Annotated in this window: 7 protein-coding genes; 5 read left to right on the top strand and 2 right to left on the bottom strand. The window is 71.4% G+C overall.

The annotated features are described in order from the left end of the window. The 3 genes from GWI24_RS37250 to GWI24_RS37240 form a co-directional block, all read left to right on the top strand. On the top strand, positions 1-591 hold a 591-nt coding region (locus tag GWI24_RS37250; protein WP_210950471.1), incomplete at its 5' end, for an LURP-one-related/scramblase family protein. A gap of 4 nt (positions 592-595) precedes the next feature. After that, on the top strand, positions 596-1873 hold the full coding sequence (locus GWI24_RS37245; protein WP_210950470.1) for an N-acetylglucosamine kinase: 1278 nt from the start codon (positions 596-598) through the stop codon (positions 1871-1873). A gap of 277 nt (positions 1874-2150) precedes the next feature. Beyond that, positions 2151-3149 carry a hypothetical protein gene (locus tag GWI24_RS37240; protein ID WP_210950469.1) on the top strand — a complete coding sequence of 333 codons (999 nt, stop codon included), beginning with the start codon at positions 2151-2153 and terminating at the stop codon, positions 3147-3149. Positions 3150-3234: 85 nt separating this feature from the next. Here GWI24_RS37240 and GWI24_RS37235 read toward each other — a convergent pair whose 3' ends face one another. After that, a complete protein-coding gene (locus GWI24_RS37235) occupies positions 3235-4269 on the bottom strand; it encodes a lactonase family protein (protein WP_210950468.1) in 1035 nt (344 codons plus the stop codon). Between the two features lie 156 nt (positions 4270-4425). On the opposite strand from GWI24_RS37235, the gene GWI24_RS37230 reads away from it, so the two are divergent. Together GWI24_RS37230 and GWI24_RS37225 are read left to right on the top strand one after the other, a co-directional pair. Continuing rightward, the gene (locus tag GWI24_RS37230; RefSeq protein WP_210950467.1) at positions 4426-5106 is read left to right on the top strand and encodes an HAD family phosphatase; all 681 of its coding nucleotides are present in this window, start codon (positions 4426-4428) and stop codon (positions 5104-5106) included. Positions 5107-5222: 116 nt separating this feature from the next. Further along, complete coding sequence (locus tag GWI24_RS37225) at positions 5223-6164, top strand: D-alanyl-D-alanine carboxypeptidase family protein (RefSeq protein ID WP_210950466.1); 942 nt, start codon at positions 5223-5225, stop codon at positions 6162-6164. A 71-nt stretch (positions 6165-6235) separates the two neighbouring features. On the opposite strand, the gene GWI24_RS37220 is transcribed toward GWI24_RS37225, so the two are convergent. Continuing rightward, positions 6236-7175: DUF1996 domain-containing protein (locus tag GWI24_RS37220; protein ID WP_210950465.1), on the bottom strand; the 940-nt coding region annotated here is incomplete at its 5' end.

Genomic DNA, 7175 nt, shown 5'->3' with positions numbered 1-7175 from the left:
TTCACCGAACCGGTGCTGGTGGTGAACCAGAAGGCCAAGCTGATCGAGCTCACCAATGAGTACAGCGTCTTCGACCAGCACGGGCGCACCATCGGTTCGGTGGTCCAGGTCGGCCAGAGCACGCTGAAGAAGGTCGCGCGGTTCGTCTCGAGCCTCGACCAGTTCATGACGCACCGGCTGGAGATCCGCGACGCCAACGGGCAGCCGCATCTGGTGCTCACCCGGCCCGCGAAGTTCGTGAAGTCCAAGGTGCTGGTGACCCGTCCGGACGGACAGCCGGTCGGTGAGATCGTCCAGCAGAACGTCTTCGGCAAAATCAACTTCGGCATCCACGTCAACGGCCAGCAGGTCGGCGCCATCAAGGCGGAGAACTGGCGGGCCTGGAACTTCGCCATCGTCGACCACACGGACAGCGAGGTCGCCCGGATCACCAAGACCTGGGAGGGCCTGGCGAAGACGATGTTCACGACGGCGGACAACTACGTCCTCCAGATCCACCTCCAGTTGCCCGATCCGCTGCTGAGCCTTGTGATCGCCACGGCCCTCACCGTGGACACGGCGCTCAAGCAGGACTCGCGCGGATTCGGCTGAGCCGATGGCCGATACGGTGCCCGGCGCTGCGGCGACACATGTGCTCGGGATCGATTCGGGCGGCTCGGGAGTACGGGTGGGGGTGGCCCGCGCGGACGCCTACGGCGGCTTCGCCGCGGAGACCCCACTGACCGGGTCCCCGGCGCCTATGTCGTCCACCCCGCTGAAGTGGTCCTCGCCGCCGCTGACGTGGTCCTCGTCCACGCCCGCCGTCGTCGGCGACCGGGGCATCGACGCGGAGGACCTGCTGGCGCGGGTCGTGCCCGCCGCCCGGGAGCTGCTGCGCGAAGCCGGGGCCCGGTGCCTCGGCGCGGTCTGCGTCGGCGCGGCGGGCATGGCCACGCTCGGCGACGATCTGCGCGCCGGGCTCCCGGACGCGCTCGCCGACGCCCTGGGCGTACGGCGACTCGCCCTGGCGGCTGACGCGGTGACCGCGTACGCCGGGGCGTTGGGCCAGCGCCCCGGCGCGGTGGTCGCGGCGGGGACGGGACTGATCGCGCTGGGAGCGGTGCCGGAGGGGGTTGCGGAGGGCTCGGGCGGCGTGTCCGACGCGGATGACGCGTCCCGTACGGGCGGCGTACCCGGCACGGGCGGTGCGTCCCGTACGGGCGGCGTACCCGGCACGGGCGGTGCGTCCCGTACGGGCGGCGTACCCGGCACGGGCGGTGCGTCCGGCCCGGACGCCGCATCCGGCCCGGACGCCACCGCCCCAGGCGGGGACACCCGCTGGGCCGCCACCGGCTGGCGGCGGGCCGACGGGTGGGGCCATCTGCTGGGCGACTGCGGCGGCGGTGCGTGGATCGGCCGGGCGGGCCTGGAGGCGGCGATGCGCGCGTACGACGGGCGCGATGGCGGCTCGAAGCCGCTGCTGGCCCGTCTGGAAGCCGTGTTCGGCCCCGCGACCGGGCTGCCGGGGAAGCTGTATCCGCGCCCCGACCGCCCCGCCGTCCTGGCCTCCTTCGCCCCCGAGGTGGGCCGGTGCGCCGCCGAGGACCCGGTCGCGGAGGCGATCCTGCGGACCGCCGCCCGCCATGTCGCCGAGGCCGCCGAGGCGGTCTGCCCCCGGCTGGTGTCCAGCGAGGTGGCGCTCACCGGCGGGCTGTTCCGCATGGGCGCGCCACTGCTGACGCCCGTGCGCGAGGAGCTGGCGGCGCGGCTGCCCGGGGTCCGGGTCACGGAGGCGGCCGGGGACCCGCTGGACGGGGCGCTGTGCGTCGCGGCGGCGCTGGCGGCGGACGAACTGCGACTGCCGCGGGACCCGGCGCTGCTCAGCGTCGTCTGAGCCCACGCCCCGTACGGAAAACGACGCGGGCACGAAGCAGGACGCCCGGGACACCCGATCCGGGCGCCCCATACGGGCGTCCCCTACGGGCGCCCAGTACCCGGCGACCCATATCGAACACCATGACCGACTATTCCGGACACATGACTGATTCTTCGACCAAGTATGGCCGCTGAGCGCACATCAACACACAACCCCGGTCGACAGAGCGGGACATATGCCCCCAGTCACCCCCTCCCGAACAGCCGAGCCCATTGAGCGACTAACATGCGGCGCCATGAGCTCCCCCACAGGGCCCGCGTCCGGCCTGCCTGTACGAATGCCGCGTCCCCGCCAGCCCGGACGGCACCGCCGACCGGAGCCCGCCGCCGTACCTCTCGGCGCGCCTCCGCTGGTGCTGGCCGTCCCCGGTGCGCCGAATGACGGTGCCCGGCGCCTGGCCGAGGAGCTTCTGAGCATCGCCCGCTCCGAGATGCCCGGGCTCGATGCCCAGATTGGTTTCCTGGACGGCGACGGCGAGGAGTTCCCGCAGCTCGAGGCAGTACTCACGCGCGCCGCCCAGGAGAACCCCGAGCGTCTGCGGCAGGCGGCCGAGGCCGCCAAGGCCCTCGCCGACGAGGCGGCGGAGGCGATCGCCGCGGCCGAGGCCGCGGGCGAGGTCGTCGACGAAGTCCCGCCCGTTCCCACGGTGCCCACGGACGGCCCGGCGGCCGTCGTGGTCCCGCTGCTCGCGGGCCCGGACAGCGGCCAGCTGCGCCGGATACGCCAGGCCGTCATGAGCAGCGGCTCGGCGGCCGAACTCACCGACGTCCTCGGCCCGCATCCGCTGCTCGCCGAGGCCCTGCACGTACGTCTGTCGGAGGCGGGCCTGGCCCGCGCCGACCGCGCCCGTCTCTTCACGGTCGCGACCGCCGCGGACGGCATCATCCTCGCCACGGTGGGCGGCGAGGAGGCGGCCCAGGCCGGTGGTATCACCGGCATGCTGCTCTCCGCGCGCCTCGCGGTGCCGGTGATGGCCGCCGCGCTGGACGAGGACGGGGCCGTCCTCCGTGTCGCCGAGCAGTTGCGCTCGGCCGGCTCCGCGCGGCTCGCCCTCGCGCCGTACCTCATCGGCCCGGAGGTCTCCACCGAGCTGATCTCGGCGGCGGCCGAGGAGGCGGGCTGCTCGGCGGCCGAGGCGCTGGGCGACTACCCGGCCGTGGGCAAGCTGGCGCTGGCGAAGTACGCGGCGGCGCTGGGCATCACGCTGCAGCAGGCGTCCCCCGCGATGCGCTGACGCGACGGACGACGGACGACGGACGACGAAGTGGGGGCGGTGACCACCAAGGTCACCGCCCCCACTCACATGAGCCCGACGAGCGTCACCCGAAGACCACACAGGACGCCGCCGGGGCCGGAACCGAACCCCCACGGCGCGGCACCCCGCTCGACGGATCGATGTCGAACCAGGTGACATCACCCGAGCGCTCATTGGACACATAGAGCCGCCGTCCCGACGGGCCGAGTGTCAGATCGCGGGGCCAGTGGCCGCCGCAGGGCGTGGTGGTAGCCAGCTCCATGCGGTCGCCCGACGCATCGAGGGCGAGCGTCGCGATGCTGTCGTGACCGCGGTTGGTGGCCCATACGAAGCGGCCGTCCCCGGAGACCACGACCTCGGCGGGGTAGGTCTCGACGTCCGTGCCCTCGGGCACCAGACGGGTCTCGCCCAGCGGTTCCAGAACGCCGGACTCCGCGTCCCAACGGCAGGCCGTGATCGTCGGATCGAGCTCGTTGATGACATACGCGCGGTCGCCCCGCGGATGGAACGCCAGATGGCGCGGACCGCTCCCCGGCCGCAGCCGGACCTCACAATGCGGACGCGGCCCGGGCAGCGCGTACACCTGCACCGAGTCGATCCCCAGGTCCACGGCGAGCAGCCAGCCACCCGACGGATCGGCCGCCACGGCATGAGCATGCGGCCCCTGCTGCCGCACCGGATGCGGCCCACTGCCCTCGTGCCGCAGCACGGCCACCGCCTCCCCGAGCCGGCCGTCCTCCAGCACCGGCAGCGCCGTGACACTGCCGGACCCGTAGTTGGCCGTCAGCAGCTGCCCACCGGCAAGCGCCAGATGAGTAGGCGCCGCACCGAGCACCGGCACGGCCTCCCCGATCAACGAGGGCGGATCCTGCCCGACATCCAGAGCCGCGGCCGCCCCATCATCGGTCTCACTCACCGCGTACAGCACCCGCCCACCGGGCGCCACCACCAGATAGGACGGATTGACGACCACATCCGTAGAGTTCCGGATCCGCAGCGCCCCCGTCTCATCATCGACATCAGCGACGGTGACCCCGGCACCACCCGCCGAAGTGAACGACCCGATATACGCCCGCCACCCACTCCCTGTCACACCCACCGCACTACCCCTTCCGCCGGCTCCGGTTCGGTATCCGCTCGGGGCCGACGCTAACAGAGCGGTCTAGACCAACACGCCGTCACACGGACCCTCGCCGAGCACGGCGTACGCGGAGTTCCGGCGATAGCACGAGCGAACTCTTGGCATGCTGTCCCCATGAGCACCATGCCCGCCGTGATCTTCGACCTGGACGGCACGCTTGTGGACAGCGAGCCCCTGTACTACGAGGCGGGGAGGCGGACCCTCGAGCGTTATGGGATCGCCGGCTTCAGTTGGGAGGAGCACACGCAGTTCATCGGGATCGGGACCCGCGAGACGCTGGAGACGCTGCGCGAGCGGTACGGCATCGAGGCGCCCGTGGAGGAGCTGCTCGCTGTCAAGAACCGGCATTATCTGGAGCTGGCGGCCACGACCGAGATCTTTCCCGAGATGCGGGCCTTCGTGGAGCGGCTGAGGGCCGCCGGGCATCCGCTGGTCGTGGCCTCCGGCTCGTCGCGTTCCGCGATCGAGACCGCGCTCAAGGCCACGGGGCTGGACGCGCTGCTGCCGGTCTATGTGTCCGCGGAGGACGTGGGCCGTGGCAAGCCGGAGCCGGATGTGTTTCTGGCCGCGGCGCGGCTGCTGGCCGTCGATCCGGGGCAGTGTGTGGTGGTCGAGGACGCCGGTCCCGGGGTGGAGGCGGCGCGGCGGGCCGGGATGCGGTGTATTGCCGTGCCGTACGCGGGCGGGCCGTCTCCGGACGGGGAGCTGTTCGCCTCCGCGGGGCTGCTCTTCCGGGGCGGGCAGCCGGAGTTCGAGACCCGGCGGGCCTATGAGTGGGTCACCAGCGGTAGTTGATGGCCCCCGCGACTGGTTGTGGTCGGCACCCCGGACCGCGGTCACCATCCCTCCAGTGAGACGATGCGCGCATGCCCGGACATTCACCGGCATGTCATAGGAGAAACGGAGGGCGTATGGAAAGACGTGAGGGTAAGGCGATCCGCCGCTGGGGGACGGCGGTCATCGCCTCGGCGGCGGCCTTGGCGGTCGCCGTGCCGGCGACCGCCGCGCAGGCCACCGAGGCCGCGCGCGGGCCGTCGGGGGTCAGTGCCAAGGGCGCGTATCTGATGGACAACGGCACCAACAAGGAGCTGTGGGCCAAGGCGGCGGACACCAAGCGGCCGATGGCGAGCACCACGAAGCTCATGACGGCGATGGTGGTGCTCGACAGCCGGGGGCTGAATCTCAACAAGAAGGTCTCCGTCAAGCAGTCGTACATCGACTACCCCGCGCGTGTCGGTGGCAGCAAGGCGGACCTGCAGAAGGGGGACAAGCTCACCGTCAAGCAGCTGGTGTACGGACTGCTGCTGCCGTCCGGCTGCGATGCGGCCATGGCGCTCGCCGACACGTTCGGCACGGGTGACACCACCGCCAAGCGCACCAAGTCGTTCATCGCGCAGATGAACAAGAAGGCGTCCGCGCTGGGGATGACCAGGACCCACTACGACACCTTCGACGGCATCTCGGAGGGGGGACAGAACTACACCACGCCGCGCGACATGGCCAAGCTGGCCAGGCACGCGCTGCGCAACGCCACCCTCGGCACGGTCGTCAAGTCCGTCGACACCATCCAGAAGGCCCCGGCCGCCAACGGCAGGACCCGGACGTACTACTGGAACAACACCAACCGGCTGCTGGGCTCGTACAGCGGCGCGATCGGCATCAAGACGGGCACCGGTACGGCGCCCGGCAGGTGCCTGGTCTTCGCCGCGAAGCGTGACGGACGTACCGTCGTGGGCGTGATCCTCAACGCGCCCAAGCGCTACCCGGACGCCAAGAAGATGCTCGACTGGGCCTTCCGGGCCCACACCAAGGTGACGTGGCGGCAGTTGCCCAAGGGCACGCCCCAGGACTGAACCACACATGGGCGGTGCCCCGGCCGGATCTGAAGTCCGGCCGGGGCACCGGGCCTTGCGGGCAGCGGCCGTCAGCCGCACTTACGCCCGGTGTTGATGCACTTCACGGCCTTTTTCATCAGCGAGTCGGACATCACGTTGATGAAGTCGCCGTGGTCGGTCACCGGCTTGTGCAACTGCTCGGGGAAGCTGTCGACCGCGAAGAGCGAGCCGGGCGCGACCTTGTAGGTGATCCGCTGGATCAGCTGCGGAATGGCCTTGAACCCCTTGGCGCACGCGCCCTTGGCGTCCGCGAACGCCACATGGGTGCGGTGGTTCGCGCTGTCGGCGTTCTTGCCGTCCCAGCAGCTCTGGAACTTGAACGTACGGACCACCTTGCTGCCCTTCGGGCAGAGCGGGTACTTGTCCTTGAGCTGCCGGTTCTCGAAGCCGGTGCAGCTCCAGGAGGCGTTGGCGTTGGCCGTGCCGTTGGTGAAGGCCTTGGCGTCGCCGGTGATGATGCGCAGGAACTTGGGCATCGCCACGACCTTGGACACCGCGCTGCCGCGGAAGGTGATCGACGCGGTGGCCGGCCGCAGGATCCGTCCGATGTTGCCCTCGGTGCCGCCGCCGGGCGCGTCGGCGTCGACCTCCTTCGTCCCGTCCTGGAGCCGCAGGACCGGCCAGTAGTGGGTGGAGCGGTCGCCGTTGGTGCAGGTGGTCCCGGCGGCGGCGAGGCCGTCGTTGGTGGAGAAGGCGTCGGTGTCGCGGTTGCCGACGTAGTCGTGCATGTGGTGGGCGCCGTTGGACACACCGGGGGCGACGATCACGTTGTCCGAGTTGAAGTGCTTGTTCTCATTGCGTCCGCAGCGCGATGAGAAGGTGCCGCGGGAGGCGTTGTCCCGGGTGCGGGGGTTCTTGACGTTCGGCTTCACCTTGCGGATGTCCACGAAGTCCGCCCGCACCGGGCCGGACTGCGCCTGGCCGCCCGCGGCCGGAGCGGCGGGGGCGGCCGTTCCCGCGGCGGGGGTG

Source organism: Streptomyces sp. MK37H (assembly GCF_018035285.1).
Taxonomy (GTDB): domain Bacteria; phylum Actinomycetota; class Actinomycetes; order Streptomycetales; family Streptomycetaceae; genus Streptomyces; species Streptomyces endocoffeicus.
The sequence above is the reverse complement of the archived record's forward strand: the minus strand, read 5'-3'. Positions and strand labels throughout refer to the sequence as shown.

What these genes read in the sequence shown, in the direction of transcription:
- GWI24_RS37245 (WP_210950470.1), top strand. Translation starts at nt 596, where the DNA reads ATGGCCGATACGGTGCCCGGCGCTGCGGCGACACATGTGCTCGGGATC.
- GWI24_RS37240 (WP_210950469.1), top strand. Translation starts at nt 2,151, where the DNA reads ATGAGCTCCCCCACAGGGCCCGCGTCCGGCCTGCCTGTACGAATGCCG.
- GWI24_RS37230 (WP_210950467.1), top strand. Translation starts at nt 4,426, where the DNA reads ATGAGCACCATGCCCGCCGTGATCTTCGACCTGGACGGCACGCTTGTG.
- GWI24_RS37225 (WP_210950466.1), top strand. Translation starts at nt 5,223, where the DNA reads ATGGAAAGACGTGAGGGTAAGGCGATCCGCCGCTGGGGGACGGCGGTC.